This is a genomic window from Brucella intermedia LMG 3301 (genome assembly GCF_000182645.1).
Taxonomy (GTDB): Bacteria; Pseudomonadota; Alphaproteobacteria; order Rhizobiales; family Rhizobiaceae; genus Brucella; species Brucella intermedia.
In genome coordinates, this window is record NZ_ACQA01000001.1 from 1101617 (window position 1) to 1127490 (window position 25874).

Genomic DNA, 25874 nt, shown 5'->3' on the forward strand with positions numbered 1-25874 from the left:
TCGATACAGAAAGGAAATGACATGCCTGCAGAAGCTCTGAACGGGAAGGTTGCTTTCGTCACTGGCGGAAGCCGTGGCATCGGAGCCGCCATTGCGCGGCGGCTCGCGAAAGATGGTGCGGCAGTCGTAATCACTTATGTGAATGGTAAGGAAAAGGCCGACACCGTGGTCTCCGGGATATTGGCCGATGGCGGCAAGGCACTGGCGCTGAAGGCCGATAATCGCGATGCCGGCGAGATTGCAGCGGCCATCGAAAATACCGTCAAGGAATTCGGCCGTCTGGATATTTTGGTCAACAGCGCCGGGCATATGGCACGCAGCCCCGCTGGAACAGGTCACGCTTGCCGATTTCGATGACGTAATGGCGGTAAACTTCCGCGCTGTCTTTGCCGCCGTTTCCGCGGCCGCTCCGCATCTCGGTAATGGCGGACGCGTGATCACCATCGGCTCCAATCTCGCCGAAAGCGTGCCTTGGCCGGGCATCAGCCTTTATGCGGCAAGCAAGGCGGCGCTGATCGGTCTGACGAAAGGTTTAGCGCGCGATCTCGGCCCCCAAGGCGTCACGGTCAATGTCGTTCACCCCGGCTCGACCGATACCGACATGAATCCGGCAGCAGGCGACCATGCGGAACAGCAGCGCGAACGCATCGCTACCGGCAGCTTTGGTTCGCCCGACGATATTGCAAGTCTGGTCGCCTGGCTTGCCAGCCCGGAAGGACGCTTCGTGTCGGGAGCCTTGCTCACTGTCGACGGTGGGGCCAACGCCTGAAACGAAAAGGGCGGCTCGCGCCGCCCTTGTTTTCTGTCTCTTGCTTGAACTGCCTAGCCCAGATTGAGCTCCTTGAAGAAATCGTTGCCCTTGTCATCGATGACGATGAAGGCCGGGAAATCTTCCACTTCGATGCGCCAGATCGCTTCCATGCCGAGTTCCGGATATTCGACGACCTCGACCTTCTTGATGCAATCCTGCGCCAGACGGGCAGCCGGGCCACCAATGGAGCCCAGATAGAAGCCGCCGTGCTGGCCGCAGGCTTCACGCACCTGGCGCGAACGGTTGCCTTTGGCGAGCATCACCATCGAACCGCCGAAGGACTGGAACTGGTCCACATAGGAATCCATGCGGCCAGCCGTGGTCGGGCCGAACGAGCCGGAGGCATACCCGGCAGGCGTCTTGGCCGGGCCTGCATAATAGATCGGGTGGTTCTTGAAATAATCCGGCATGGCTTCGCCGTTTTCAAGCCGCTCGCGAATCTTGGCATGCGCCAGATCGCGCGCCACGATGATTGGACCGGAGAGCGACAGGCGCGTCTTGACCGGGTGCTTCGACAATTCCTTGAGAATGTCCTGCATCGGCTGATTGAGGTCGATCTTGACCACATGCGACGACAGTTTTTCCTCGTCAATATCCGGCATGTACTTGGCCGGGTTGGTTTCCAGCTTTTCCAGAAAGATGCCGTCTTTGGTGATCTTGCCCTTGGCCTGACGATCCGCAGAGCAGGAAACGCCAATGCCGATCGGCAGCGAAGCGCCGTGGCGAGGCAGGCGAATGACGCGCACGTCATGGCAGAAATATTTGCCGCCGAACTGTGCGCCGACACCGAGCGACTGCGTGAGCTTGTGGATTTCAGCTTCCATTTCGAGATCACGGAAGGCGTGCCCGGTTTCCGAACCCTTGGTCGGCAGGCTGTCCAGATAGCGCGTCGAGGCGAGCTTGACTGTCTTCAGGTTCATCTCGGCGGAAGTGCCGCCGATGACGATCGCCAGATGGTAAGGCGGGCAGGCGGCTGTGCCGAGGCTCAGGATCTTGTCCTTGAGGAAATCGATCATGCGGTCATGGGTGAGGAGCGATGGCGTTCCCTGATAGAGAAACGTCTTGTTCGCCGAACCGCCGCCCTTGGCGACGAAAAGGAACTTGTAGGCGTCTTCGCCTTCTTCATAGATATCGATCTGCGCGGGCAGGTTGTTCTTGGTGTTCTTTTCCTCGAACATCGACAGGGGTGCCAGCTGCGAATAACGCAGGTTCTTCTTGTTGTAGGCGTCGAGAACGCCTGCGCCCAGCGCATCGGCGTCGCCGCCTTCAGTCCAGACGCGGCGGCCCTTCTTGCCCATGATGATGGCCGTGCCGGTGTCCTGACACATGGGTAGCACGCCGCCAGCGGCGATGTTGGCGTTTTTCAGGAGGTCGTAGGCAACGAACCGGTCGTTATCGGTCGCTTCCGGGTCTTCGAGAATCCTGGCAAGCTGCTGAAGATGGCCGGGGCGCAGCAGATGGTTGATATCGGCAAAAGCCGCTTCCGAAAGCAGGCGAAGCCCTTCCGGGTCAACCGTCAGGATTTCCTGTCCCTTGAACGTATCGACAGAAACATGATCCGAAGTCAGCTTGCGGTAAGGGGTGTCGTCTTCGCCAAGAGGGAAAAGATCGGCGGCGCTTGCTTCTGCCATCGCGGTACCTCGCTTGCTTGCCAGCTGCGCCAGCCGGAAATGGTCACCGTTCCGGCTCGCGCGATAGGTTGATCGAAGCCCCGAAGACAGCTTCGGAACCAAAGTCTGAGGGGCTTTTAGCGCGATGCGGGATGGATGCCACTGCGTCACTTTGTTCATCAGGGCAATCCGGGTCGGTCTCCCAAGATGGTGCCTCAAACAATTGTGATAGGTGTGGAACGCGAAATTGCTTCCCGAAGCATTAGCGTTAAAAGTTTCTATACGAGATTGGTAAATTCTACGTGCGAGATTCGGACGGATTCGCTTGTTCAGCGAACGCATCAATTTGGGCGGTTTGAAATGCAGTTTCCCAGACACTCGCAGACAGATGAGAAGAGCAGCGCTGGGCGCGGACTAACTATCCGTCGCGCAGCGGCGCTGGCTCTGGCAGCTTCGGTGTTTCTCCCCACGGCGCAGGCTGAAGCCGCGAATTCGTTATTGGAGCTTTTTCAGCAGCGCCGCCAGCAGCAGGCGCCACAGATTGCACCCCAGCCGGAGCTTCCAAAAGCTGCGACGCCAAAAGCAGTCGCTGCTCCGCGTCCTTCCACGCCGAACACGGCCGCGCGCAGCCTTCCGCCAGCCCAGCGCGTGACGGTGAAGGGCCCGCAGATTTACGATTACAAGCCCGATGCTCTGGTCAATGTCGATTTCAGCGCGCTCGACATGGGCGTCACGGCGGCCACCGAACCTGCCACGGTCGATCCATTGACATCGGGCATGTCGCCGATCCGCCCGAAGATGCATGAGGAGGCCCCGGGCCAGCGTGCATTCGATGCGGCTGTCGACTATCTGAAGTCCGTCAACGTCAAGGCGGAGAAAGAGATAGCGCAGGCTATCGTCGATTATTATTCCAACAAGCGCAGCTTCATGTGGTCGGCGGATGACAAGGTGCTGGACCGCGCCAAGGACGTCGCTGCTTTCTTTGCCCGTGCCGATGAAGACGGGCTCAATCCCGACGAATATGCGGTCACGATTCCGGCTGATACTTTCGATGCTTCCGCCCAAGCCGAGCGCCAGCAGAAACTTGCAGAATTTGAAATCCGCATGTCTGCACGCGCTCTGCGCTATGCCATCGACGCAGGCGAGGGGCGGGTCATCGCCGACCGCCTCAGCGGTTTCCACGACCTGCCGCGCAATCGCGTCGATCCGAAAGCCGTTCTCGAAAAACTGGCGTCGGAAAGCGATCCGGCTGCCTACCTGCATGGCTTCCAGCCGGACAACGAGCAATATGCGGCCTTGAAGAGCGAACTGGCGAATACCGAGCCGCCCTCTGCCGAACCGATCCGCATCTCGCTGAATGGCGTCATCAAGCCGGGCGATGCCAACCCGCAGCTTGGCAAGGTGGTCGCCCTCATTTCGAGACATGCGCCCGCCAGCTATCTGGCAGAGCACAGGCAGGTGCTGGACGCACATGCCAACGGCGACGTTTACGATCCGGAACTGGTTGCGGCCATCAAGGACTACCAGAAGCTTTCCGGCAGCACGCCGGATGGCGTCATTGGCCGCAATACGCTTTCTGCCCTTCAGGGCGAGCAGTCCTCCATCAAGCGCGACCGTATCCTTTATTCCATGGAGCGCCTGCGCTGGCTGCCGCATGATTTCGGCACGCGCTACGTGATGGTCAATCAGCCGGCTTACCGTGCGGAATATTTCGAGGATGGAAAAGAAAAGCTGGCCATGAATGTGGTCATCGGCTCTCCGAGCCACCAGACCTATTTCTTCTACAACAAGGTGCAGACGGTCGTTTTCAACCCGTCATGGGGCGTTCCGCGCTCCATCATCCTGAACGAGATGCTGCCGAAGGTCATGCGGGACACGAGCTATCTCGACCGCAACGGCTATGAGGTTTATGCCGACGGCAAGAAGGTTTCGGCCAGCGCCGTCAACTGGAGCGCGGTTGCCGCAGGCAAGGCCCATGTCGGCATTCGGCAGAAGCCGAGCCTCGACAATGCGCTGGGCGAACTGAAGATTCTGTTTCCCAATTCGCATGACATCTACATGCACGACACTCCGGCCAAGTCCTATTTCAGCCGCGACATGCGGGCGCTCAGCCACGGCTGCATCCGTCTGGAACGTCCGCGCGACATGGCCGCTGCCGTCATGGGAACAACCGTGCAGGATCTGGACAAGTATTTCGGCAAGAACGAACGCGGCATCAAGGTGAAGGAGCCGGTTCCCGTCTATATCTCCTACTTCACGGCATGGCCGGATGCGAGTGGCCAGATTCGCTATTATGGCGATGTCTATGACCGTGATTCCGGCTTGCAGAAGGCATTCGACAAGACGGCGGATTCGCGTCTGGCAGCGCTCTGAAATCCTTTGCCATTCAAAACAGAACGGCAACCATTGCTGAATGGTTGCCGTTTTCGTTTGTCGCTCGGAACAGACGGGAGAAGATAAAATCTCTTTGGGAAGTGGCATGCGAGACGCTTGACTTATGCAGGCGCAGGCCAGTATATCCGCACCACCTTGATTGAGCACTGCTCATCGGGCGTGTAGCTCAGCGGGAGAGCACTCCCTTCACACGGGAGGGGTCACAGGTTCAATCCCTGTCACGCCCACCATTTCCTTACTCCCACACCGAGTGATCCGGCTCGCCGCGCTTGCCGGGAGCGCGCACGAAAAAAGCCGGAAAGTCCGGCTTGATCGATTGCGAGTTTATCGGAAACCGGCGCGGATGGTCTATCGCGACAGGATGACATCCCATTTGCCGAACTCAACGAGGCCGCAGGTTTTGGCGAGCGCAACTGACGGCAAATTATCCAGCTGGCATCGATACTGCGGTTCAAAGCCCCGCTCGATCGCAAAATGGCTGATCCCACGGAACAATCTGGATGCATATCCTTTGCCTCTTGCATGAGGCAAGGTCAGCACGCCCGTATCCGCGAGTTTCGCGTCATCCCATGGATACATGCTTGCAGCGCTGACAAGCTCGCCGTTCTCGAATGCGCCAGCGACAAGCCAGTGATCAAGTTCCACAGACGCGGCGTCGAGATCATCCTCGGTAGCCTTATCGCAGAATGCGTTGAAGAGCGCGGCGTCTTCTTCCGTAAGCAGACGTATATCGGGAGAAACATCCATTTCGGCGATGTTTTTCAGCTCCGCCTCGGGAAAATAGAACAGGTGGTCGGCCCCGTGGCATCTAATGCCAGCCCTATCAAGGCGGTGGTGAAATTCCGGTGCGCTTGACGGGGTGTCCGAAAGCAACTGCCTGGCCAGCGCTTCGCGCAGAACGACCAGCGTTCTATCCGCCATCTCAAGAATGGCGCCATCGGCTTCGATCTCGAGCGCCGGCGTGGTGGCGATCGAAAAGTGTTTGTCTTCAAACACGACGCCTTCACCACGAAAGGTGTCACGCCAATAATTGTTCACGGTATCAGAAAACACGACAGCACCAATTCTTGCTCAGTTTTCCCGAGCATGATCCTGCGTTTGTGAAGATCGTGTGAATTTTCTGTCGGGCTTACGTCAGTTTTCTGTCGAAAGGCGGCGGCAGCGCGTCAAACTTCATCGGTCTCAGGGACGTTCATATCTCCAAAGCATAATGCACGCTGCAATCACCACCGCAGACGTGAGAACGCCTATGACAATAGAGAATAAGACCATTGCATTATCCCTGTTCCGTTTGTTTTCTTTATCGGAGGGGAGAATGACCGAGGAAAATCACTTCGTCAGGTCCGCAATGACGAATCAACATTTTTGACAGTTGAATTGACGAGTCGCGGTTTTCGCGCATGGGCGCGACAACGGCCATTTTCGGCGTTACGACGTATATTTCTTCATGCTGTTATAAAACCTTCACCGTCGCCGGTTAGGCGAGGGCGGCCGCTTGTTGAGCGGATCGGACGGGCATTAAGGGGCAGACTAACAAAATCGCTGGAATGGTGGATTCGTTGCGTGTTGCGGCGATGAAGAGCATTATTTTGTCTATTTCTGAATAGATGAAGTATATATAATATTATATGAAGTAGTTTTTATATCACATATAAATAATTCACAAAACTTACATCGAATAAACATTGATCAAATTATGGTGAATAAATATAGCGGTGGCGTCTAACTCTTCCACTGGAGACGCATTTTATGACTATCAGAAAAATTCTTCTTGGTTCGGCTGCATCGCTCGTAGCGATTTCCGGCGCGCAGGCAGCCGATGCAATCGTGGCGCCTGAACCCGAAGCAGTCGAATATGTCCGCGTATGCGATGCATACGGCGCTGGCTATTTCTACATTCCGGGAACGGAAACCTGTCTGCGCATTCATGGCTATGTTCGCTATGATGCAAGCGGCGGCGACAACAACTATGCTCGCACCCCGGCACAGCTGGAGCGCGACACCTGGAACAAGCTGGCCCGCGTCAGCCTGCGTTTCTCCACCGCTTCGGAAACGGAACTCGGCACGCTCAAGACCTATAGCGAACTGCGCTATGACTGGAACGGCGACGGAAACGGCAAGGCCGACAACTACAATGGCGGCTCCACCAGCACCTCGCTGCGTTATGCCTATATCCAGCTTGGCGGCCTGCGTGTCGGTCTGGATGAATCGGCATTCGTTACCTTCACCGGCTATCTGGGCAACGTCATCAGCGACGACGTGATCCTCGCCGGCGGTTATCGCACCAACCTCATCAGCTACACCTTCAAGGGCGGAAACGGCTTCTCGGCCATCGTCTCGCTCGAAGAAGGCGGCAATTCCGACTCCAACGTGGACGTCACCATCAAGGACTACATGCCCCATGTGGTTGGCGGTCTCAAATACGAGCAGAGCTGGGGCAAGATCGCAGGCGTCGTAGCCTATGACGCCCGCAATGAGGAATGGGCCGGAAAGGTCCGCGGCGATGTCAACATCACCGATCAGTTCTCGGTCTGGCTGCAGGGCGCCTATAAGTCCAACGACGATCATTACGGCACGTCGGGTGGTTATCGCGTGCGTATCGTCGACTCGTTCTACGGCACGTGGGGCGGTGACTGGGCAGTCTGGGGTGGTGCAGCGTTCAAGGCGACGAGCAAGGCGACCTTCAACGTACAGGCCGCTTACGACGACAGCGAAACCTTCGCCGCAACCGCCAACGTCGCCTACCAGCTGGTTCCTGGCTTCACCATTACGCCTGAAGTTTCCTACACCAAGTGGCAGGACAAGAACACCAGCATGGACGGCAAGGACGCCTGGCAGGGCAAAATCCGTTTCCAGCGCTCGTTCTGACAGGCTGGCTGATAGTGCCGCCAACGGCACAAGCATTGTCGTAGAACTATGATGACCTCCAGTCCATGTTTCTAGCGACAGGGGCGGCGACCTGAGCGGTCGCCGCCTTTTTGTGTTTCAGCCGATGAATTTGCAGAAGAATATAAGAAAACAACAAGTTAGAAGTATATTCGAGATTCTGCTTTAACTAAAAAAAGCCCGGACTGTTCGTTCCGGGCTTTTGGATGCTCATGGCTGGGTTCTTAGTCGAGAATGTAGCAGGCCTTGGCCTTGCCGCGTGCCGGATCGCCGAAGGCGCGATTGTCGCAGCGAACGCCATTCCGGAAGACGCCTTCCGTGAACCGGCCCTCAGCGCCGTAGCGGACGCGCTTGCGCCCGTAAAAATCACAGAAACCGCCTTCCTTCGCGCAACGGCTCCAGTCACGGTCACGGTCGCGATCTTCGTAGCGGTCATACGGGTCATACCGGCCCGGACGATCGCGGCGATCAGGACGGCCCGGACGATCTGGCCTGTCCCAGCGATCCTGAACGACGAAGGAGCAGCTCTTCTTCTGGCCCGGCGCGGGATCGCCGAAAACCCGGTTGGAGCAGTTGACCTGCGGGCGGTCGATGAAGCGCGAGGTATTCCGTCCGCCAGTGCCGTAAACCACTTCGGCCGGGTAGGGCAGCTGGCAAATTCCGTTCTCGCTTGCGCAACGCTGCAGTTGTGCTGCCGATGCCGGCGCAACGAGCGGGGCGAGGACGGTTACCAGGCCGCCAAGGCATATTGAAGCAATGGTCGTCTTGAGTGCAGGTATCATGATGTGTCCCTCTGATATCGGTGAAATATGCTTTAGTTCCGGTATCTTGAACAGAGGATGAATGTGCTGTGTCCAATGGGAATTTTGCCGGGTGGTTAAGAATTCCATGAGGCGGGGTCGACAAACATTTTCCGCTCTGGTTTGCTGCGGCAAGAATGAGGTTCTGAAATGCACCGACTGCCTTTTCGTTTCACATCTATCATCGTCGTTCTGGCGGGCATGATCGCCGTCGGGTTTTATGTCGGCCACAAAACGAAAGAGGCGCACCAGACATCGCTTGTTCAACGTTCCGCGCCATCTGAAGCTGGAATATAGTCCTGCTCTTTTGCTCCGAACGAGCTTCCTTTCCCGCAGGTTTCATGAAATGAGAGTGAAACCTCACCTTCACTCTTCGGAGGCTGCCCGCATGCATGGCGAATATAAAGTCCACGGTGGAAAACTTGTCGTTGTCGATCTGGATGTCCGCGACGGACGCCTGAGCGATGTGCAGGTTGCGGGAGATTTCTTCCTTGAGCCGGACGAGGCACTGCAGGAAATCTGCAATGCCCTCGAGGGCCTTTCAGTCGATGCATCGTCGGAGCAGATCGCAGACGCGGTGAGGGCGGGCCTCCGCCCGGATGCCATGATGCTGGGTTTCAGCCCCGAAGCGGTGGCGATTGCCGTCAGGCGAGCACTGGGCGTTGCGCGCACATGGCGGGATTTCGAGTGGCAGATCGTTGAAATGCCTGCGGTTTCGCCCGCCATGCATCTCGCATTGGATGAAGTCCTGGCACAGGAAGTCGCCGCGGGGCGTCGCGCGCCTACACTCCGCTTCTGGGAATGGGAGCGCCCCGCCATCATCATCGGCGCGTTCCAGTCGCTGCGCAACGAAGTCGATATGGAGGCAACACGCGAATTCGGCGTCGAGACCGTCCGCCGCGTGACCGGCGGCGGGGCCATGTTCGTGGAACCTGGCAGCACCATCACCTATTCGCTTTATGCGCCGGGCGAACTCGTTCGCGATATGAGCTTTGCTGATTCCTATGCATTTCTGGACGATTGGGTGCTGAAAGCGCTCAATTCGCTTGGCATCGACGCTTTCTACAAGCCACTCAACGATATTTCGAGTTCCAAAGGCAAGATCGGCGGCGCGGCGCAGAAGCGCTTTTCCAAGGGAACGGTCCTTCACCATGTAACCATGGCCTACGACATGGACGCCGAGAAAATGGTGAAGGTGCTGCGCATCGGGCGTGAGAAGCTGAGCGACAAGGGCACCGCAAGTGCCGTCAAGCGCGTCGATCCGGTTCGCAGCCAGACGGGCCTGCCGCGCGAGGAAGTCATCAAGCGCATGAAGGAAACCTTCGTGTCGCTCAATGGCGGCGTCAGCAGCACGATAACGCCGGAGGAATACGCGGCTGCGGAAAAGCTCGCGGTCGAGAAATTCTCGACCGAGCAGTGGCTGCACAACATTCCCTGAACATTCTGTCACGCTCACAATCGCGAAGCGGGGTGACTTGCCCGTGCCGTCATGGCATAGGGAGGCCGCAACGCGACCGCCTTACGTTCCACACCCTCTCACAAAGTTCTTCCGTTTCATGATCCGCATCGACAATATCAGCAAGTCCAACAGCCATCGAATTCTCTATATCGAGGCATCCGCCGCTTTGAACCGCGGCGAAAAGATCGGCCTTGTCGGTCCCAACGGGGCGGGAAAGACGACATTGTTCCGGATGATTACGGGTGACGAACAGCCCGACGAAGGACAGGTTTCCGTCGAAAAAGGCGTGACAGTTGGCTATTTCGACCAGAATGTCGGTGAAATGGGCGGACGGTCTGCCGTGGCGGAAGTCATGGAAGGTGCTGGCCCGGTCAGCGTGGTTGCAGCGGAACTCCGCGAGCTTGAAGCTGCGATGGTTGATCCGGACCGCATGGACGAGATGGATGCGATCATCGAGCGCTACGGTGAAGTGCAGGCGCGTTATGAGGAACTGGACGGCTATGGTCTGGACGGCCGCGCGCGCGAGGTTCTGGCGGGCCTGAGCTTCACGCAGGAAATGATGGATGGCGATGTCGGCAAGCTTTCCGGCGGCTGGAAAATGCGCGTTGCGCTGGCGCGCATCCTGCTGATGCGCCCGGACGTGATGCTGCTCGACGAACCGAGCAACCATCTCGATCTCGAAAGCCTCATCTGGCTGGAAGCGTTCCTGAAGAATTACGACGGCGCGCTGCTGATGACCTCGCACGACCGCGAATTCATGAACCGCATCGTCACCAAGATCATTGAAATCGACGGCGGCTCGCTGACCACCTATTCCGGCGACTATGCTTTCTATGAGGGGCAGAGGGCGCTGAACGAAAAGCAGCAGCAAGCCCAGTTCGAGCGTCAGCAGGCGATGCTTGCCAAGGAAATCAAGTTCATCGAGCGCTTCAAGGCGCGTGCTTCCCATGCATCGCAGGTCCAGAGTCGCGTGAAGAAACTGGAGAAGATCGATCGCGTGGAGCCGCCACGCCGTCGCCAGACCGTCGCCTTCGATTTCGCTCCGGCGCCGCGTTCGGGTGAGGACGTGGTGAGCCTCAAGGGTGTGCACAAGACCTATGGAAGCCGCACGATCTATGACGGCTTCGACTTCATGGTTCGCCGCCGCGAACGCTGGTGCATCATGGGCGTCAACGGTGCGGGAAAATCGACGCTGCTGAAACTGGTCGCGGGCGCTGCCGAGCCGGACAAAGGCAATGTCAATATCGGTGCCAGCGTCAAGCTTGGTTATTTCGCGCAGCATGCGATGGACGTGCTCGACGGGGACGCGACCATACTGGAATGGCTGGAAGAGCGCTTTCCGAAGGCTGGGCAGGCTCCGCTTCGTGCACTCGCCGGTTGTTTTGGATTTTCCGGCGACGATATCGAAAAGAAATGCCGCGTGCTTTCAGGTGGTGAAAAGGCCCGCCTGGTCATGGCGGCAATGCTGTTTGATCCGCCGAACTTCCTTGTTCTGGACGAGCCGACCAACCACCTTGATCTCGATACCAAGGAAATGCTCATCAAGGCGCTTGCCGCCTATGAGGGTACGATGCTGTTCGTATCGCACGACCGGCATTTTCTCGGTGCCTTGTCGAACCGCGTTCTGGAACTGACGCCGGACGGCATTCATCAATATGGCGGCGGTTATACGGAATATGTCGAGCGGACGGGGCAGGAGGCCCCGGGCTTGCGTTCGTGATGCATGATTTACGACAAGATTTGCGCCGTTTAATCAAAATAAGCCATTGATGCACATGCGCGGTTCGGTTAGAAACGCGCATGCAAAGGCTTCGAGCCTTTCGGCTATGCACCCGTAGCTCAGCTGGATAGAGTGCTGCCCTCCGAAGGCAGAGGTCACAGGTTCGAATCCTGTCGGGTGCGCCATAAAAATCAATAGTTTACAGGTAGAATTGGCAGCGACTACGGGTCATTTGAATCGGGAAGTTCGGTGCCGATGCTGCTTTGAGCAGATAATCCGGTGAGAATCGGGCGCAAGCCTTGACTGTGTTTGCCGGCAAGCGCGCGCCAGATATTCGGACTCTCATCATTCGTCCGCGCGTACCTGCGCGTGTGAAATTAACCCGAATATGAATGTTCCGCCCACGACGTTCCCCAACAAGGTGGGGAGGCCGAACTTGAAGAGGCTGTCAAATGGGGAAACTTCTCCAATTATCAGCAGAAACAACACCTCGATCGAGCCAACGATGATGTGTGTCAGATCGCCGATCGCAATGAGGTAGGTGACGAGAAATATCAACGCTATGTGACCCTGTTTGGTGCTGTGGAGCATCCAGACCAGCGTCGCGATAAGCCACCCCGACATAATGCCCTTGCTGAACAACTCATTGCTGGTGTTGGCTATGAGGTGCCTTCCCATGCCGATGAAGGTCTTGGTCACCTCGTCTGAAAAAATAGGCATCGAGGCCATAACGTAGGCCGCAATGGCGCCTCCGATCAGGTTGCCGAAAAGGACTATTCCCCAGAGCCTGATCATCTTCAGAAAGTGGGACAAAGTAGGTTCAACCATGAACGGCAGAACCGGAGTGATCGTATTTTCGGTGAATAGTTGCTGATTGGCGATGATGACGATTATGAAACCGACGGTATAACCTGCGGAACTTATCAGGAAGAACAGGTCCCCATCGGGGAGATAGGTCTCCAGAATGCCGCGAGCGATCATCGAAGTGCTCATGGATATACCGCCCGCAATGGCAGACCAGAGCAGCGCCATCGCTTCGCGATTTATCTCCTTTTCTCCGTCGCGCCGGATCAGCTCGTGTATTGCCGCCGATTTCGACGGGAGAACTTCTTTTAGTCCATCCGCAGTCGGTTCTGTCTCTTCCGGATTGGACATGGCGATCCCCTCACTGTTTCGATTTCGGCAGATAGAGCGTCACAGTTGTTTGTCGAGAGACGGAACTTGATCGCCGGAGGCTCGTTTCGTCTCTCGTGAACAGGAGAATTGAATGCGAAAGTCCTTATTGTTTTTTATTCTGGCCGTTGCCGTGATCCTGGGCTTCATTTTCGCAACGCCCTATTACTATGGCGTAAGCCCGCAAAACAGCGGCGAACAAGGCTCGTCTGCCGAGCAGTAGTCCCCAAGCCCCAAAAGGCCGCAACAGGTCGGCATCTCCTTGCTTCCGCGTTGCTCATAGTACCCACCGAAGGCTCAAGCCCTATCAACGGTGAAATTCAATCGTTTCTGTTTGGTGAACAGGCGATTGTGTTCGCGACCTTTGGCAGTCACCGCTGTGCAACGAACCGGCAATCGGCAGCAAACCGGCATTGATAAATCCCAGGGATAGAAAGCGTTCGACCGTTATAGGGCCGGTGCGCCGCAAGCGAAAAGACAGTGTGCAAGCCGCGCCGAACCATCTAATGATAGCGACGGGGGAGAAATTATGACGAGTCGGCAATTTGCATTGCCGGCGTGAATCTTCCCCCTTTGCAAGTGGCCGGACCGGAAGAACAATTCCGGAGCGAGCCGGTACGAAATGGGAGGAACTGGAATGCGCGTTTTAAAGCGTATCACTGTGGCAGCTTCGATGGTGGGGATCGTGGCCACGACAGGTGGTTTTGCAATTGGCGCAGCAAGCGCCGAAGAACCGCTGAAACTGATTATCGGAACGGAAGGCGCGTATCCGCCGTTCAACTTCATCAATCCGGATGGCTCTCTTTCCGGCTTCGATGTCGATATCGCACGGGCGCTTTGCGAGGAGATGAAGGCCGAGTGCACATTCATCACACAGGAATGGGATGGCACTATTCCCGCGCTTCAGGCCGGGAAGTTCGACGCTTATGTTTCCTCCATGTCGATCACGGAAGAGCGCAAGAAACAGGTCGATTTTTCCGATAAATACTACAACACGCCACCCGGCATTGCCGCGCCGAAGGACACCGACATCAAGGGCGTGACCAAGGAAGATCTGGCAGGCAAGACGATCGGCGTTCAGGTGTCCACGACGCATGCGAATTATGCCGAACACGCCTTCACCGAGAGCACCATCAAGGCCTATCCGACAGCGGAAGAATATCGCCTCGACATGGCCAATGGCCGTCTGGATGCCGTCAACGATGACAGCGTAACGCTGAGCGAGTGGCTGAAGACGCCGGATGGCGCCTGCTGCAAGATGGTCGGCACCTATCCGCCCGATGACAACATCCATGGTGTTGGCGTCGGCGTTGCCTTGAAGAAGGGACGCCCGGAACTGGTCGAAAAGTTCAACAAGGCGATCAAGGCCATCCGTGCCAACGGCAAGTACAAGGAAGTCAACGACAAATACTTTGATTTCGACGCCTACGGCCCTGAAAAATAAGTACAAAAGGACGTTGGTCCACCGATAATGGCAATGCCGTCACCGGCGGCATTGCCATTGACAGGCCATGATGGCGGCAAGACTGTGCCTCCATATAATCATGAGGCAGTTGTTGGAGTTGAGAATTCTCGTGCCGGCAAGGACAATGCCTGATCTTGCCGTGCACGGGAGTTCCAGATGTATCGAATACTGTGCCTGATGGTTTCCGGTTTCGCGCTTGCGCATATGTCTTCATACTATCGGCAGGATATGCCGACCGTATCATATGCTGCAACAAAGGGCTGTATCTGTGACAAGAACCGCCAGCCGGTCTCTGCGTGTCTGGATGTTTGCCAGTGGACCAACTGAATTTAATGAGGAATTGAGAACATCCCGGAGAAACAATGCGACCTGAAAATCTCGTCATTCGCGCAGTGGAAGCTGCGGATGCGGAAGGACTCACCCATTTGCAGAACATGCCGGGATTTCGTTTCGGCACCTTGCGCACTCCGTTTCAACGCCTCGAGACGACACGCAAGTGGCTGGAAGCGCTCGGGCCGGAAGCCACGATTCTGGTTGCGACGATCAATGAAGAGATTGTCGGAAACGCTGGCTTGCTCCGGCACGCAGGACGGCGTGGTCATAGCGCGGCAATCATCATGGGCATACATGACGACCATGTCGGGAAGGGCATCGGCACGGCATTCATGGCCGAACTGATCGACATTGCCGACAACTGGCTCGACCTGAAACGGCTTGAACTCACCGTTTACGTCGACAATGCCCCTGCAATCCGCCTCTATGAAAAGTTCGGTTTTGTTTCGGAAGGCATACGCCGGAAAGATGCTTTCCGGGCCGGTGAGTTTGTCGACTCGCTCGCAATGGCCAGGCTCAACTTCTGACGCCGTTCTTTCGCGATTATCGCACCGCTATAACTGCGGCCCAGTCAGTGGAACGTTTATCGTAGGCGCTGCCGGTCCAGCATTCAATTTCGATGCCGGACCATTGACCGTTATCGCTCCAATATTCCCGCAATTCTTCCGGCGATAGATAGTTGTAATAGCGGCCAAGCGCGTCGTGGCCTTCAGCCGTGCCGGTCTTGAAGCTGGCCCACACGATCCCGCCTTTCACCAAGGCACTGTGAACGCGTCTTATGATAGGACCAAGTTCGGTTCTCGGCACATGGGTGAGCGACGCGCAGGCGTAAATCCCGTCATATTCCTCGACTGCGGAAAGCTCATCGAACATCATCGTGCGGACGGGCTGTCCCAGCCGTTTTGCAGCGATTGCCGCCAGTTCGGAGGAGCCATCCGTCGCATCGAGTTGAAATCCGGCGTTGAGAATGGCACTCGCATCGGTGCCCGAACCTGTTCCCAGTTCCAGGATTCGTCCCGCTGGCTTGCAGCGCTTCAGAAAGCTAAACAGTTTCGGGTTGGGCGTTTCGCCGTCGGCTGCATAGTCGATCGCATTGGAATTGTAGAAACCCAGCGTGTTGTCCTGCATGTCGGAGAATCCCTCATCCCGGTTTCGAAGAGCCCGGAAATCCCGGAATAGGCGCGCGCTCTTATGCAGCGAAATCGCACCATATTGAAGTCCTGAAAGTGTCGATGGGCCGACTTTCCGGGTTCGCTTCGGACATGTCAAAGTCCGATCCAGCAGAGCGCACAGAATAACGTTGCATTTTCGCCACAATGCGTTGCATAGATGCAACGCTATTGGGTAACATGGTTAATATGAACACGGCGAATCTGACGGCGAACATGAACGGCGAGGAACAATCATCGCAAAGCGGCGAGGGGCGCAGGCTTCTGGCCCTGCCGGGCATTATCACGGTCATTTCGGCGCTTGTCACCGCCTCGATTTCCTTTGCCATTTTGATCGGCATTACACCGATCACGCCTGATAGGACCGTCACGCTGGCATTGGTCATCATCAATGTCGCGCTGATTCTGTTCCTCATCCTGCTGATCTGCCGCGAAGTTTACCGCATCGTGATGGCCCGGCGGCTCGGGAAGGCGGCTTCGCGCCTGCATGTCCGTATTGTGGCGCTGTTTTCGCTTATCGCGGCGGTGCCCGCCATCGTGGTTGCCATCGTTGCGTCCGTCACGCTCAACCTCGGTCTCGACCGCTGGTTCGATACCAACACCCGCGACATTGTCAGTTCATCGCAGAGCCTGACCACCGCCTATATCCGCGAAACCGCGCTCAACCTGCAAAGCACCTCCTATTCGATGCTGCAGGATCTCGATGCGCAGCGCACCATTTATAGTCTTGACCGTGGCGGCTTCATCCAGCTGATGACATTACAGACGCGTGGCCGCGCTCTGCTCGGTGCGTTTCTTGTGCGTGAGAATGGCGATGTCGTCGTCAAAAGCGATACTGGAGTTGAAGATCGTCTGCCGCCGCCAACCGAAGATGCGTTGAAAACGGCACCGGATGGCAAGCCGGTTATCATCCCGCCGGGCAACAGTAATTTCGTCGGCGCAATCATCAAGATGCGCGAGATACCTGATGTCTATCTCTACACGGTTCGCGCAGTCGATCCTCAGATTCTCGACGCCATGCGCCTGATGGAAGCCAATACCCAGCGCTACCAGGAAATGGACGCGAACCGCATTCCAACGCAGATTGCATTTGCGCTGCTCTATTTCGGCCTGACGCTGATTGTGCTGCTTTCGGCTATCTGGACCGGTATTGCCGTCGCCGACCGGCTGGTGCGTCCGATCCGGCTTTTGATCGGCGCGTCCGACGATGTGGCGGCGGGCAATCTCGACGTGTCGGTTCCGGTGCGCACATCGGATGGCGACGTGGGCGCGTTATCCGGCACTTTCAACAACATGGTGGCGGAGCTGAAAAGCCAGCGCAACGAGCTGCTTTCCGCCAAGGACCAGATCGATGAGCGCCGCCGCTTCTCCGAAGCCGTGCTTTCCGGCGTGACGGCCGGCGTCATCGGGATCGAGACCGATGGCTGCATCTCCATCCTGAACCGTTCGGCGGAACATATGTTCGGCGTCACCTCGGAAGATGCTGTCGGCAAGAACCTCACAAGCATCGCGCCGGAGATCGGGCAGGCTTTTGAGGTCGCCCGCTCGACGGGGCGCGCGGTGCATCGCGAGCAGGTCAGCATGACCCGAGGCGGTGTGGCGCGCACGTTCAACGTGCAGGTAACCGTCGAGGACACGGAATCGGAAGATCATTCCTATGTGGTGACTGTGGATGACATCACTGATCTGGTGCAGGCGCAGCGTTCGTCCGCCTGGGCGGATGTCGCGCGCCGCATCGCGCATGAAATCAAGAACCCGCTCACCCCGATCCAGCTTTCCGCAGAACGCATCCGCCGCCGTTACGGCAAGGTCATCACCGAGGATCGCGAGGTTTTCGATCAGTGCACGGATACGATCATCCGTCAGGTCGGCGACATTGGGCGCATGGTCGATGAATTCTCCGCCTTTGCCCGCATGCCGAAGCCGGAAATGCGGCTTATGGATATGCGCGAGGCATTGCGCGAAGCCTCCTTCCTGGTCGAAGTCAGCCGCAGCGATATTCGTTTCCAGAACGATTTTGGCTCGGAAAAGCTGGTCGGTTCCTTCGATAGCCGCCTGATCGGGCAGGCATTCGGCAATGTGATCAAGAATGCCAGCGAAGCCATTGACGGACTTCCGAAGGAAGATCGCGCCAGGGAAGGCGAGGGCGGGCATATCCTCATCCGTTCCTATCAGGCGGATGGACAATTGTTTGTCGATGTCATCGACAACGGCAAGGGCCTGCCGGGCGACGACCGCCAGAAGCTGCTCGAACCTTATATGACGACGCGCGAGAAGGGCACCGGCCTTGGTCTCGCGATTGTCCGCAAGATCGTCGAGGATCATGGCGGGCATCTGGAATTGCATGATGCGCCTTCGGATTTCCACGGAGGACGGGGCGCAATGATACGTATGGTCTTCCCGCAGGCGCCCACCAATGAAGCTGGCGTAAATGCCGGTTCTGCCGGTGAGATCGAAGCAGATGCGGGAAATGACGAAAAGAACATAGCTGGACAGGTGATTTGATATGGCTGCCGATATTCTTGTGGTTGATGACGAAGCGGATATCCGGGAACTTGTTGCAGGCATTCTGAGCGATGAAGGCCACGAAACCCGCACGGCCTTCGATGCGGACAGCGCGCTCGCAGCAATCAACGATCGCGTTCCCCGGCTGGTCTTTCTGGATATATGGCTGCAGGGCAGCCGTCTGGACGGCCTCGCGCTGCTCGATGAAATCAAGAAGCAGCATCCCGAACTGCCGGTGGTGATGATCTCCGGTCATGGCAATATCGAAACGGCGGTGTCTGCGATCCGTCGCGGCGCCTACGACTTCATCGAAAAGCCTTTCAAGGCGGACCGCCTCATCCTCATCGCGGAACGGGCGCTTGAAACCTCGAAGCTGAAGCGCGAAGTCTCGAACCTGCGCAAGCGCAGCGGCGACCATCTGGAATTGATCGGTGCATCGCTGGCCATGAACCAGTTGCGCCAGACCATCGAGCGCGTCGCGCCGACCAACAGCCGCATCATGATTACCGGACCGTCGGGCGCGGGCAAGGAACTTGCCGCCCGCGCCATCCACGCGCAGTCGGGCCGCGCCAATGGGCCGTTCGTGACCGTCAACGCCGCGACCATCACGCCGGAGCGCATGGAGATCGAGCTTTTCGGCACCGAAATGGACGGCGGCGAACGCAAGGTCGGGGCTCTGGAAGAGGCCCATGGCGGCATTCTCTATCTCGATGAAGTCGCCGACATGCCGCGCGAGACGCAGAACAAGATTTTGCGTGTGCTTGTCGACCAGCAGTTTGAACGCGTGGGCGGCACCAAGCGCGTGAAGGTGGATGTGCGCATCATCTCCTCCACGGCGCAGAACCTCGAAGGCATGATTGCGGAAGGCACGTTCCGCGAAGACCTGTTTCACCGCCTCTCGGTGGTTCCGGTGCAGGTGCCGCCGCTTGCCGCCCGGCGCGAGGACATTCCGTCACTGGTCGAATACTTCATGAAGCAGATCGCCGAACAGGCAGGCATCAAGCCGCGCAAGATCGGCTCCGATGCGATGGCGGTTTTGCAGGCGCATAGCTGGCCGGGCAATCTTCGCCAGCTTCGCAACAATGTCGAGCGCCTGATGATTCTGGCGCGGGGCGATGATCCGGAGGCGCCAGTGACGGCCGACCTCCTGCCGGCTGAAATCGGCGACACGCTGCCGCGTGCACCGACGGAATCCGACCAGCACATCATGGCGCTTCCGTTGCGCGAGGCGCGCGAGCGTTTCGAGAAGGAATATCTGATCGCCCAGATCAACCGGTTCGGCGGCAATATTTCGCGCACGGCGGAGTTTGTCGGCATGGAGCGCTCGGCTCTGCATCGCAAGCTGAAATCTCTCGGCGTATAAATAGTCAAGTGTCTCGGGCGGATGTGTCATGCGGGTAATCGTTTGCGGAGCAGGGCAGGTCGGATACGGCATCGCTGAGCGGCTTGCCGCCGAGGAGAACGATGTTTCCGTCATCGACACCTCGGCCCGTCATATCGAGATCGTGCGCGACACGCTCGATGTCCGTGGTTTTGTCGGGCACGGTTCGCAACCGGACGTGCTTGCCGCCGCTGGCGCCGATGAAGCGGATATGATCATTGCCGTCACCTTGTCCGACGAGGTCAACATGGTGGCCTGTCAGGTGGCGCATTCGGTCTTCAACGTGCCGACCAAGATCGCCCGCATTCGCGCGCAGTCCTATCTCAAGGCTGAATATCAGGATCTTTTCCTGCGCGAAAACCTGCCGATCGACGTGATTATCTCGCCGGAGCTTGAAGTGGGTGAGGTTGTTCTGCGGCGCATCGCCTTGCAGGGCGCAACGGACGTGCTGCGTTTTGCCGACGACAAGATCATCGGCCTCGCCATCGAATGCCTGGAGGAATGCCCGGTCATCAATACGCCGCTGAAGCAGCTGACCGATCTGTTTCCCGATCTTGCGGCCACCGTCGTCGGCGTGGTGCGCAATGACAGCCTTTTCATCCCGCGATCTTCGGACGAGCTGAATGCCGGCGACCTCGCTTATGTCGTGACGACACGCGAGCAGGTGCGCCGTACGCTCTCCTTGTTCGGCCACGAGAAACCGGAAGCCAGCCGCATCGTTATCGCGGGCGGCGGCAATATCGGCTTGTACGTGGCCAAGGCCATCGAGGACCGCAAATGGCATACGCGCGTCAAGATGATCGAAAGCGAGCACGAGCGTGCCTTCGCCATCGCCGACCAGCTCAAACGCACCATGGTGCTGCACGGCAGCGCGCTCGACCAGAACTTGCTTCAGGAAGCTGACATTCAGGACGCGGACCTGATGGTCGCGCTCACCAATCAGGATCAGGTCAATATCCTGTCGAGCATCATGGCAAAGCGGCTGGGCTGCAAGTCCAACATGGCGCTGCTCAATACGGTTGCCTATCAGGACTTCACCCACATGGTTGGGATCGACGCCTATATTAACCCGAAGGCCGTGACGATTTCGAAAATTCTCCAGCATGTCCGGCGAGGCCGCATCCGGGCGGTCTATAGCGTTTATCGCGACATGGCCGAACTGATCGAAGCCGAAGCTCTGGAAACATCCTCGCTGGTTGGCGCGCCGTTGCGCGATCTCGACTTGCCGGAAGGTCTGCGAATCGGTGCGATCTACCGTGACGGACAGGTGATCCGTCCGAACGGCGATGTCCGTATCAAGCCGAAGGACCGCGTCGTCATCTTCGCAACCTCTGACGCCGTAAAGCATGTGGAGCAGATGTTCCGCGTCAGTCTGGAATTTTTCTGATACGCAGGCTCACGCACGGTGCGCGACACCTCTACCGCTTCAAATTCCCGTGAGGCGAAGAGCTTGGTGGCGCATTCGCCGTCGCTGTATTATCGGCCCTGCTGGAATTTGCCACCACGCTAATGAAATTGACGGTTGCACAAAGATTCCCATCCTGTTAACCGAAGCTGAATAGCGAAGCAGTTGTCTTTCCACAGCAATTGCAGTCAGGTACCGGTTTTGCACGCTCCGGTCCTTGATTTATGTGCATGCGCGTGTTCGTTTAACACATCGCGAGCTGGCTGCTGATCGATTAAAGGAATAAAAACAATGGCTGAACGATCGCAAAATCTACAAGACCTTTTTCTGAATTCTGTACGCAAGCAGAAAATTTCGCTGACGATTTTCCTTATCAATGGCGTGAAACTGACCGGCATTGTGACGTCCTTCGATAATTTCTGCGTGCTTCTGCGTCGTGATGGTCATTCGCAGCTTGTCTACAAGCATGCGATTTCGACGATCATGCCGAGCCAGCCTGTGCAGATGTTCGAAGGCGAAGAAGCCTGACGCTTTCCCAATACCATTGGAGCGCACTGGCTTTGGTTGTCGCTCCAAATTTTGTTTCTGCTGATGATAACCGGACACGCATTGCCTGTCCGGTTCGTCATGTTTGAACGATCCGGGGCGTCTTTCATTTGAAACAGCTTTAGCGGTGACTTATCTGCAGCCGTAGATAACACGTTTCCGTGTCCCCGGAGTGAACATTGTCCAAATTCAAGGATAAGAAGCCGTCATCTGCCGATGCAGACAAGGGCTTCGGACTTTCAGAGCCAGAGCCCACACGGGCAGCTGTCATCGTTCCCGTCCTGCCCGAGCGGTATAGTGCAGGCACGACCGCCGAGGAAGGCGCGCGGCCCCAGTTCCAGCGTTCGAACGAAGCGCGGCTTGAGGAAGCAATGGGGCTTGCCCGGGCGATTGCGCTCGATATCGAACATGCCGAAATCGCGATTGTCGCCAATCCGCGTCCGGCGACCCTGCTGGGCGCGGGCAAGGTGGAATCCATTGCCGAAACCGTCCAGGAAAAGGCCATCGGGCTGGTCATCGTCGATCACGCCCTGACGCCGGTGCAGCAGCGCAACCTCGAAAAGGAATGGAACGTCAAGGTCATCGACCGCACGGGACTTATCCTCGAAATTTTCGGCGAGCGCGCGCGCACCAAGGAAGGTGCATTGCAGGTCGAGCTGGCGCATTTGAACTATCAGAAGGGCCGTCTGGTCAGAAGCTGGACTCACCTGGAGCGCCAGCGCGGTGGTGGCGGCTTCCTCGGCGGTCCAGGTGAAACCCAGATCGAAGCCGACCGCCGTTTGCTGCAGGACAAGATCCTGAAGATCAAGCGCGAACTTGAGACCGTGGTACGCACCCGCACGCTGCATCGCCAGAAACGGCGCAAGGTGCCGCATCCGATTGTAGCGCTCGTCGGCTATACCAATGCCGGAAAGTCCACGCTTTTCAATCGCATGACGGGCGCGGAAGTACTGGCCGAAGACATGCTCTTCGCCACGCTCGATCCGACATTGCGCCGCATCCGGCTTCCGCATGGTGAGACAGTCATCCTGTCGGATACGGTGGGTTTCATCTCGAACCTGCCGCACCATCTGGTCGCTGCCTTCCGCGCCACGCTTGAAGAAGTGGTCGAGGCCGACCTGATCCTGCATGTCCGCGACATTTCCGATCCGGACAATGCCGCGCAGGCCGAAGACGTGGAAAGCATCCTTGCCGGGCTGGGCATAGAGCCGCAGGACCGCAAGCGCGTCGTCGAAATCTGGAACAAGATCGACAATCTTGACGAAAGCGGACGTGAGGCCGCCCTGCGTCTTGCCGCTGCTGGCAGCGAGGAGGGGCGTCCCATTCCGCTTTCGGCCATTACCGGTGAAGGCGTTGACAGGTTGCTTTCGCTTATCGAAACGCGGATAGCGGGTTCGCTCGGCGCGGTCGATGTTGTGCTGTCTCCTTTCGAGCTTCATCTGCTCGACTGGATCTACCAGCATGGCAGCAATGTGGAGCGTGAGAACCTGGAAGACGGCTCCGTTCGCATCAAGGCCCGGCTGACCGAAGTGGCCCGCAAAACTTTGGACGAGAAGCGCGGCATCCGTCCTGAAAAGCCGGAGTCCGATTGGGACTGAGGCGGGACGTGCCGCGCCACTTGCGAAACAGGGGCGCAACGCCCTATGTATGAAACACCGACGATTCAAAACTATTCACTTCGCCATAAATATATCCAGAGGCCCATAATGAGAGATCCGATCGAAACCGTCATGAACCTCGTCCCGATGGTGGTTGAGCAGACCAACCGTGGCGAACGGGCCTATGATATTTTCTCGCGCCTTCTGAAGGAGCGCATCATCTTCGTGAACGGACCGGTTGAAGACGGAATGTCGATGCTGGTATGCGCGCAGCTTCTCTTTCTCGAAGCGGAAAATCCGAAGAAAGAGATCAACATGTACATCAATTCGCCCGGCGGCGTGGTGACGTCCGGCATGGCGATCTATGATACGATGCAGTTCATCCGTCCGCCGGTTTCCACGCTTTGCATGGGCCAGGCCGCCTCGATGGGCTCGCTGCTTCTGACGGCAGGCGCCACCGGCCAGCGTTATGCGCTGCCGAACGCGCGCATCATGGTCCACCAGCCATCGGGCGGTTTCCAGGGGCAGGCCTCGGACATCGAGCGCCATGCGCAGGACATCATCAAGATGAAGCGCCGCCTGAACGAAATCTACGTCAAGCATACGGGCCGCGATTACGAGACGATCGAACGCACGCTCGACCGCGACCATTTCATGACCGCGCAGGAAGCGCTCGAATTCGGCCTCATCGACAAGGTGGTCGAAGCGCGCGACGTGAGCGCGGACGAATCGAAGTAAGAGCCGGATTCTCCGGCTCGCACCTGTTTTTAGCGCCCTTTGCCACAAAAGGGGCCCAATTCTTGCACCTACGTGATGGTTAACGCGCCGCGTTAAGCATCTGTTGGGGTTCGGGGCGCTAAACTTGGTCAGATTATGCCGAATCTTTGCCGGGAACATATTTTTCATTTGTTCGGCGGTGCAGCTTCTGCAAAAGTCGCCAGATGGTTCCTTCGGTCGGGGAGCCATACGGTGACGAATCCTGAGACTACTGGCCCTTGATTACAGGTCCAGGACTATAGGCAGCGCGTATCTGCTGCTGTTGTGACCGGCGGGAGGCGCGTTTCTCCTCCAGCACTGGGTCCGAACCGGAAGAAACGATCGATCTGAAGCGCCCAAGGCTCATTTCGATCAACTGAAAGGAAACTGCAATGAGCAAAGTCAGCAACGGCGGCGGCGATTCCAAGAATACGCTCTATTGCTCGTTCTGCGGCAAAAGCCAGCATGAAGTGCGCAAGCTGATTGCAGGCCCGACCGTTTTCATCTGCGACGAGTGCGTCGAACTCTGCATGGACATCATCCGCGAGGAAAACAAATCCTCCATGGTGAAGTCGCGCGAGGGCGTGCCCACGCCGCAGGAAATCATGGCCGTCCTTGACGATTACGTCATCGGCCAGAAGGATGCCAAGCGCGTTCTGTCGGTTGCGGTACACAATCACTACAAGCGTCTCGCCCATCAGTCGAAGAACAGCGACATCGAGCTTGCGAAGTCGAACATTCTGCTCGTGGGCCCCACGGGCTGCGGCAAGACCTATCTTGCCCAGACGCTCGCCCGCATCATCGATGTGCCGTTCACCATGGCCGATGCGACGACGCTGACGGAAGCCGGCTATGTCGGTGAAGATGTCGAGAACATCATCCTGAAACTGCTTCAGGCTGCCGATTACAACGTGGAACGCGCGCAGCGCGGCATCGTCTATATCGACGAAGTCGACAAGATCAGCCGCAAGTCGGATAACCCGTCCATCACGCGCGACGTGTCGGGCGAGGGCGTCCAGCAGGCGCTTCTGAAGATCATGGAAGGCACCGTCGCTTCCGTGCCGCCGCAGGGTGGCCGCAAGCATCCGCAGCAGGAATTCCTGCAGGTGGACACGACGAACATCCTCTTCATCTGCGGCGGCGCATTTGCCGGTCTGGACAAGATCATCTCCGCACGCGGCGAAAAGACCTCCATCGGCTTCGGCGCCACCGTCAAGTCGGTCGATGAACGCCGCATCGGTGACGTCTTCAGGGAACTGGAGCCGGAAGACCTTCTGAAATTCGGCCTCATTCCGGAATTCGTCGGTCGTCTGCCCGTGATCGCGACACTCGAAGACCTCGATGTCGATGCCCTGGTGCAGATCCTGACCGAGCCGAAGAACGCGCTCGTAAAGCAGTATCAGCGCCTGTTCGACATGGAAAATGTCGAGCTGAGCTTCCACGACGACGCCCTGCGGGCGATTGCCAACAAGGCGGTCGAGCGCAAGACGGGTGCACGCGGCCTGCGTTCGATCATGGAAAAGATCCTGCTCGACACGATGTTCGAACTTCCGACGCTGGAAGGCGTGCAGGAAGTGGTTATTTCCGGCGATGTGGTGGATGGCAGCGCCCGTCCGCTCTATATCTATGCCGAGCGGCAGGACGAAAAGGGTAATGTTTCCGCCTGAAGCATTTCCGGCAAAAGTGCGTAGCGGTTTTGCGTCGGATAATGCGCAATATTCGCGGCAGCAATCATTCAAAAGAAGGCCGCGCAAGCGGCCTTTTTCATGTGCTGGGCCACATCCAGCCATGTCACGAAAAAGTGCAGGCCGGTGAGATGACCTGCTTCAGGCTTGCGTGGGGCTTAACCTGTCACTATTGCAG

At 57.5% G+C, this 25874-nt stretch carries 19 protein-coding genes, 2 tRNA genes and 2 pseudogenes; 18 read left to right on the forward strand and 5 right to left on the reverse strand.

All coding sequences use genetic code 11. The features are described 5' to 3' along the window. Positions 1–21: 21 nt before the first annotated feature. Positions 22–769, forward strand: a pseudogene (locus OINT_RS05270) (SDR family NAD(P)-dependent oxidoreductase). 53 nt (positions 770–822) lie between these two features. Here the strand turns inward: OINT_RS05270 and OINT_RS05275 are convergent. Then, positions 823–2442: a fumarate hydratase gene (locus tag OINT_RS05275; RefSeq protein ID WP_025091462.1), complete on the reverse strand. Its 1620-nt coding sequence runs from the start codon at positions 2440–2442 to the stop codon at positions 823–825. Between the two features lie 339 nt (positions 2443–2781). On the opposite strand from OINT_RS05275, the gene OINT_RS05280 reads away from it, so the two are divergent. Together OINT_RS05280 and OINT_RS05285 are read left to right on the forward strand one after the other, a co-directional pair. After that, positions 2782–4794, forward strand: a complete 2013-nt coding sequence (locus OINT_RS05280; RefSeq protein ID WP_006466746.1) for a L,D-transpeptidase family protein — start codon at positions 2782–2784, stop codon at positions 4792–4794. A gap of 176 nt (positions 4795–4970) precedes the next feature. Continuing rightward, positions 4971–5045: transfer RNA gene (locus tag OINT_RS05285), tRNA-Val, on the forward strand. A 118-nt stretch (positions 5046–5163) separates the two neighbouring features. Here the strand turns inward: OINT_RS05285 and OINT_RS05290 are convergent. After that, positions 5164–5868 (reverse strand): GNAT family N-acetyltransferase, encoded by a 705-nt coding sequence (locus OINT_RS05290; protein ID WP_006466748.1) that lies wholly within the window; start codon positions 5866–5868, stop codon positions 5164–5166. A gap of 696 nt (positions 5869–6564) precedes the next feature. On the opposite strand from OINT_RS05290, the gene OINT_RS05295 reads away from it, so the two are divergent. Next, a complete protein-coding gene (locus OINT_RS05295; protein WP_006466749.1) occupies positions 6565–7683 on the forward strand; it encodes a porin in 1119 nt (372 codons plus the stop codon). 242 nt (positions 7684–7925) lie between these two features. On the opposite strand, the gene OINT_RS05300 is transcribed toward OINT_RS05295, so the two are convergent. Then, positions 7926–8483: a hypothetical protein gene (locus tag OINT_RS05300; protein WP_022568869.1), complete on the reverse strand. Its 558-nt coding sequence runs from the start codon at positions 8481–8483 to the stop codon at positions 7926–7928. 406 nt (positions 8484–8889) lie between these two features. On the opposite strand from OINT_RS05300, the gene OINT_RS05305 reads away from it, so the two are divergent. The 3 genes from OINT_RS05305 to OINT_RS05315 all read left to right on the forward strand — a co-directional run bounded on the left by OINT_RS05305 (position 8890) and on the right by OINT_RS05315 (position 11865). Then, on the forward strand, positions 8890–9939 hold the full coding sequence (locus OINT_RS05305; RefSeq protein WP_039852562.1) for a lipoyl protein ligase domain-containing protein: 1050 nt from the start codon (positions 8890–8892) through the stop codon (positions 9937–9939). A 118-nt stretch (positions 9940–10057) separates the two neighbouring features. Continuing rightward, positions 10058–11680, forward strand: a complete 1623-nt coding sequence (locus tag OINT_RS05310) for an ABC-F family ATP-binding cassette domain-containing protein (protein WP_006472737.1) — start codon at positions 10058–10060, stop codon at positions 11678–11680. Between the two features lie 108 nt (positions 11681–11788). Beyond that, positions 11789–11865 (forward strand) — tRNA-Arg (locus tag OINT_RS05315). 160 nt (positions 11866–12025) lie between these two features. Here the strand turns inward: OINT_RS05315 and OINT_RS05320 are convergent. Further along, entirely contained in the window at positions 12026–12835 is an 810-nt protein-coding gene (locus tag OINT_RS05320; protein WP_006466753.1) for a formate/nitrite transporter family protein, read from the reverse strand. 112 nt (positions 12836–12947) lie between these two features. Here OINT_RS05320 and OINT_RS24285 point away from each other — a divergent pair, with 112 nt between their 5' ends. The 3 genes from OINT_RS24285 to OINT_RS05330 all read left to right on the forward strand — a co-directional run bounded on the left by OINT_RS24285 (position 12948) and on the right by OINT_RS05330 (position 15178). Beyond that, positions 12948–13076 (forward strand): hypothetical protein, encoded by a 129-nt coding sequence (locus tag OINT_RS24285; protein WP_022568865.1) that lies wholly within the window; start codon positions 12948–12950, stop codon positions 13074–13076. 414 nt (positions 13077–13490) lie between these two features. Further along, on the forward strand, positions 13491–14297 hold the full coding sequence (locus OINT_RS05325; RefSeq protein ID WP_404990467.1) for an ABC transporter substrate-binding protein: 807 nt from the start codon (positions 13491–13493) through the stop codon (positions 14295–14297). A gap of 383 nt (positions 14298–14680) precedes the next feature. Continuing rightward, positions 14681–15178, forward strand: a complete 498-nt coding sequence (locus tag OINT_RS05330) for a GNAT family N-acetyltransferase (RefSeq protein ID WP_006466756.1) — start codon at positions 14681–14683, stop codon at positions 15176–15178. 16 nt (positions 15179–15194) lie between these two features. Here the strand turns inward: OINT_RS05330 and OINT_RS05335 are convergent, their stop codons facing one another. Then, the gene (locus OINT_RS05335; RefSeq protein ID WP_022568863.1) at positions 15195–15779 is read right to left on the reverse strand and encodes a class I SAM-dependent methyltransferase; all 585 of its coding nucleotides are present in this window, start codon (positions 15777–15779) and stop codon (positions 15195–15197) included. 188 nt (positions 15780–15967) lie between these two features. Here OINT_RS05335 and OINT_RS05340 point away from each other — a divergent pair, with 188 nt between their 5' ends. From OINT_RS05340 to clpX, 8 genes and pseudogenes are all read left to right on the forward strand, one after another. Then, positions 15968–18325 (forward strand): sensor histidine kinase NtrY-like, encoded by a 2358-nt coding sequence (locus OINT_RS05340; protein WP_006466758.1) that lies wholly within the window; start codon positions 15968–15970, stop codon positions 18323–18325. A gap of 1 nt (position 18326) precedes the next feature. Continuing rightward, positions 18327–19688: a nitrogen assimilation response regulator NtrX gene (gene ntrX / locus OINT_RS05345; protein ID WP_006466759.1), complete on the forward strand. Its 1362-nt coding sequence runs from the start codon at positions 18327–18329 to the stop codon at positions 19686–19688. A gap of 28 nt (positions 19689–19716) precedes the next feature. Next, the gene (gene trkA, locus OINT_RS05350; protein WP_006466760.1) at positions 19717–21093 is read left to right on the forward strand and encodes a Trk system potassium transporter TrkA; all 1377 of its coding nucleotides are present in this window, start codon (positions 19717–19719) and stop codon (positions 21091–21093) included. A gap of 73 nt (positions 21094–21166) precedes the next feature. Further along, positions 21167–21397: pseudogene (locus tag OINT_RS24055) on the forward strand (hypothetical protein). A gap of 5 nt (positions 21398–21402) precedes the next feature. Then, a complete protein-coding gene (gene hfq / locus OINT_RS05355; protein ID WP_002964239.1) occupies positions 21403–21639 on the forward strand; it encodes an RNA chaperone Hfq in 237 nt (78 codons plus the stop codon). A gap of 197 nt (positions 21640–21836) precedes the next feature. Beyond that, complete coding sequence (gene hflX / locus OINT_RS05360) at positions 21837–23255, forward strand: GTPase HflX (RefSeq protein WP_006466761.1); 1419 nt, start codon at positions 21837–21839, stop codon at positions 23253–23255. Between the two features lie 108 nt (positions 23256–23363). Beyond that, a complete protein-coding gene (gene clpP, locus OINT_RS05365) occupies positions 23364–23993 on the forward strand; it encodes an ATP-dependent Clp endopeptidase proteolytic subunit ClpP (protein WP_006470421.1) in 630 nt (209 codons plus the stop codon). 410 nt (positions 23994–24403) lie between these two features. Beyond that, positions 24404–25678: an ATP-dependent Clp protease ATP-binding subunit ClpX gene (clpX, locus tag OINT_RS05370; RefSeq protein WP_006466764.1), complete on the forward strand. Its 1275-nt coding sequence runs from the start codon at positions 24404–24406 to the stop codon at positions 25676–25678. Positions 25679–25874: the final 196 nt, after the last annotated feature.

Coding starts and splice junctions, on each gene's coding strand:
- OINT_RS05275 (WP_025091462.1), bottom strand. CDS start 2,442: ATGGCAGAAGCAAGCGCCGCCGATCTTTTCCCTCTTGGCGAAGACGAC.
- OINT_RS05280 (WP_006466746.1), top strand. CDS start 2,782: ATGCAGTTTCCCAGACACTCGCAGACAGATGAGAAGAGCAGCGCTGGG.
- OINT_RS05295 (WP_006466749.1), top strand. CDS start 6,565: ATGACTATCAGAAAAATTCTTCTTGGTTCGGCTGCATCGCTCGTAGCG.
- OINT_RS05300 (WP_022568869.1), bottom strand. CDS start 8,483: ATGATACCTGCACTCAAGACGACCATTGCTTCAATATGCCTTGGCGGC.
- OINT_RS05305 (WP_039852562.1), top strand. CDS start 8,890: ATGCATGGCGAATATAAAGTCCACGGTGGAAAACTTGTCGTTGTCGAT.
- OINT_RS05310 (WP_006472737.1), top strand. CDS start 10,058: ATGATCCGCATCGACAATATCAGCAAGTCCAACAGCCATCGAATTCTC.
- OINT_RS05320 (WP_006466753.1), bottom strand. CDS start 12,835: ATGTCCAATCCGGAAGAGACAGAACCGACTGCGGATGGACTAAAAGAA.
- OINT_RS24285 (WP_022568865.1), top strand. CDS start 12,948: ATGCGAAAGTCCTTATTGTTTTTTATTCTGGCCGTTGCCGTGATCCTG.
- OINT_RS05325 (WP_404990467.1), top strand. CDS start 13,491: ATGCGCGTTTTAAAGCGTATCACTGTGGCAGCTTCGATGGTGGGGATC.
- OINT_RS05330 (WP_006466756.1), top strand. CDS start 14,681: ATGCGACCTGAAAATCTCGTCATTCGCGCAGTGGAAGCTGCGGATGCG.
- OINT_RS05335 (WP_022568863.1), bottom strand. CDS start 15,779: ATGCAGGACAACACGCTGGGTTTCTACAATTCCAATGCGATCGACTAT.
- OINT_RS05340 (WP_006466758.1), top strand. CDS start 15,968: ATGCGTTGCATAGATGCAACGCTATTGGGTAACATGGTTAATATGAAC.
- ntrX (WP_006466759.1), top strand. CDS start 18,327: ATGGCTGCCGATATTCTTGTGGTTGATGACGAAGCGGATATCCGGGAA.
- trkA (WP_006466760.1), top strand. CDS start 19,717: ATGCGGGTAATCGTTTGCGGAGCAGGGCAGGTCGGATACGGCATCGCT.
- hfq (WP_002964239.1), top strand. CDS start 21,403: ATGGCTGAACGATCGCAAAATCTACAAGACCTTTTTCTGAATTCTGTA.
- clpP (WP_006470421.1), top strand. CDS start 23,364: ATGAGAGATCCGATCGAAACCGTCATGAACCTCGTCCCGATGGTGGTT.
- clpX (WP_006466764.1), top strand. CDS start 24,404: ATGAGCAAAGTCAGCAACGGCGGCGGCGATTCCAAGAATACGCTCTAT.